The organism is Snodgrassella alvi, from assembly GCF_002777745.1.
Classification (GTDB): domain Bacteria; phylum Pseudomonadota; class Gammaproteobacteria; order Burkholderiales; family Neisseriaceae; genus Snodgrassella; species Snodgrassella alvi_D.
The window spans coordinates 1-2,992 of record NZ_MEIO01000038.1; the positions used below are offsets into that span (position 1 = coordinate 1).

Genomic DNA, 2,992 nt, shown 5'->3' on the forward strand with positions numbered 1-2,992 from the left:
ACAGAATTAAAACAGAATGCATTGCAATGGAATAACAATATCGGAGCCTATGATGCCGCTCGAAATGGAGATGCTAAAAGGATTACCAATGTAGCAGCCGGTATTCTTGGAGAGAATTCTACTGATGCGGTTAATGCAGGCCAGTTGTTTAGTCTGTCTAACTCTACCTCAAGCGGTTTGAGCGATCTGGCCAGCAGTTTGAGTACAATTGCTGACACTCATATAGGTAGCCTGTCCAGTGCTTCCCAGAGCCTGAGTACCATAGGCGATAATATAGTCAGCCTGTCTACCAGCTTTGAGCAAACCAATGGCAGTGTAACTGCATTGCAGCAGAATGCATTGCAATGGAATGGTCAAGTCTATGATGCCACCCGTGATGGCAGTACCCAAAAACTGACCGGTATTACGGCCGGCCGGGTAGAAGCAGATTCAACGGATGCGATCAACGGTTCACAGCTGCACAGTCAGTCAACTGTGACACAGTCAGGACTGGATACTGCTGCTTCAGGCCTGAGCAGCCTGTCGGTGTCGACAGCAACAGGTCTGAACAGCCTGAGTTCCAGTATAAATTCCAGCCTGAGCAATGCTACTGAGGGTGTAACAGAATTAAAACAGAATGCATTGCAATGGAATAACAATATCGGAGCCTATGATGCCGCTCGAAATGGAGATGCTAAAAGGATTACCAATGTAGCAGCCGGTATTCTTGGAGAGAATTCCACTGATGCGGTTAATGCAGGCCAGTTGTTTAGTCTGTCTAACTCTACCTCAAGCGGTTTGAGCGATTTGGCCAGCAGTTTGAGTACAATTGCTGACACTCATATAGGTAGCCTGTCCAGTGTTTCCCAGAGCCTGAGTACCATAGGCGATAATATAGTCAGCCTGTCTACCAGCTTTGAGCAAACCAATGGCAGTGTAACTGCATTGCAGCAGAATGCATTGCAATGGAATGGCAAAGTCTATGATGCCACCCGTGATGGCCGTACCCAACAACTGACCGGTATTACGGCCGGCCGGGTAGAAGCAGATTCAACGGATGCGATCAACGGTTCACAGCTGGACAGTCTGTCAACTGTGACACAGACAGGACTGTCGACTGCTGCTTCAGGCCTGAGCAGCCTGTCGGTGTCGACAGCAACTGGTCTGAACAGCCTGAGCAGCAGCCTGAGTAGCAGCTTAAGCAATGCTAATCAGAGCCTGACAGAATTAGAACAGAATGCATTGCAATGGAATGGCAAAGCCTATGATGCCGGTCGTAATGGAAATATTCAGAAGATTATCAATGTAGCAGCCGGTACTCTTGGAGAGAATTCCACTGATGCGGTTAATGCAGGCCAGCTGTTTAGTCTGTCTAACTCTACCTCAACCGGTTTAAGCAGTTTATCAACAGCAGTTTCTGATATCGGCAGCATAAGCGTTTCTATGTCTACCGGATACAATGAACTGCTCAACAGTTTGAGCACAACGCAAGACCAGTTAGGCCAGCTGGAGACCAGCACCAATAACAGACTCACCAGTTTGGATACCGATTATCAGACTATCCACAATGATGTGGATAAGCTGAAAAAAGAGAACAGGCTGCAATGGAATAATGATCTAGGTAATAATGGTGAAGGTGGATTTGATGCCAGCAGACCAAACAGCCTGACTCGTGCTCCTTCTTATGGCAAGATTGTGAATCTGGCAGATGGTTCACTTGAGCCGGATTCGCATGAAGCAGTAAATGGCGGACAATTAAGAATAGTGAAAGACGATCTGCTCAGTTTGTCTTCATCTGCTTCAACAGGCTTATCTTCGATAAGCAGTATGGTACAAGATACACCAATAGCTCAAATTAATAATGATATTGGTAATCTGCAAGAAAATACATTGCAATGGAATGGTACAGCCTATGATGCCACCCATAATGGCACTGCTCAGCGCATTACCAATGTAGCAGCCGGTCGTGTTAGAGAGAATTCCACCGATGCCGTCAACAACCACCAATTGTGGGAAGTGAGAAATGATCTGAATAGTCTGTCTACAACGGTAAATAATCTGCCTACAGGAGGCAATATTTCCCAGGACGCTTTGAATAATCTGTCAGCATCAATTAGTACAAGCGTAGCCAACCAGCTTCGTCCCGTAGCAGAAGCGATAGGTACAAATTTACCTTCTTCTGGTATTATTCCTGCGCCTGACTACGAAATTTATGCTCCTAACGGAGAAAGGACAGTAGTACATAATGTACGTGCTGCGCTGGAAAACATACAAAATAATGGTGCATCGATGTATGCGAAGATCAACAGCAGCAAGCAAGCATCACAAGCTAAAGGTGAGGATTCGATAGCAATAGGCGGAAATGCGGTGGCTCAAGGTACCTCGGCAATTGCGATAGGTGATTCAGCGAGTGCGCCGGAAAGTAATAGTGTAGCGCTGGGTAAAGAGGCGAAAGTAACGCAGGACGGAGGTGTGGCTCTGGGTGCCGGATCAGTAGCAAACAGGGCTGGCGGCCGTGGAGTTGGAGAAGTGTATATACCACCGGAAGCGAAAGGCAACGACAGGCTGGTTAGCGCAATTGAAGCAACGAGAAGTAAAGAGTATGGAGCGGTATCGGTAGGAAATACAGAAGATGGACAATATCGTCAGATAACCGGCGTCGCTGCGGGTACGGAGGATACGGATGCGGTGAATGTGGCTCAGCTTAAAGGTGTTAGTAATCAGATTAGCAAAGTAAATGAATATGTTAATCAGTTAAATGACAATCTTCACCATGTTGAGCGCCGTGCCTATTCTGGTACTGCAATGGCAATGGCATTGTCTGGTGCCTATCTGCCGTCCCTGAGCTCTGGCGGACAGGCTGTTGGTATCGGTGTAGGTACATACCGTAGTTATGGTGCCATAGGTGTAAACTATAAGGCAGCAAGTAAAAACGGTAAAATTACGTGGGGTGCAGGTGTTTCCACTACTGGTAAAGAAGCAGCTGTTAACTCTGCAATCGGCTTTAAGTGGT

1 pseudogene is annotated in these 2,992 nt (G+C 46.9%); it reads left to right on the forward strand.

Going from position 1 to position 2,992, the window contains the following annotated elements:
* Positions 1-2,992, forward strand: a pseudogene (locus BHC51_RS05235) (hypothetical protein); the annotation flags it as partial.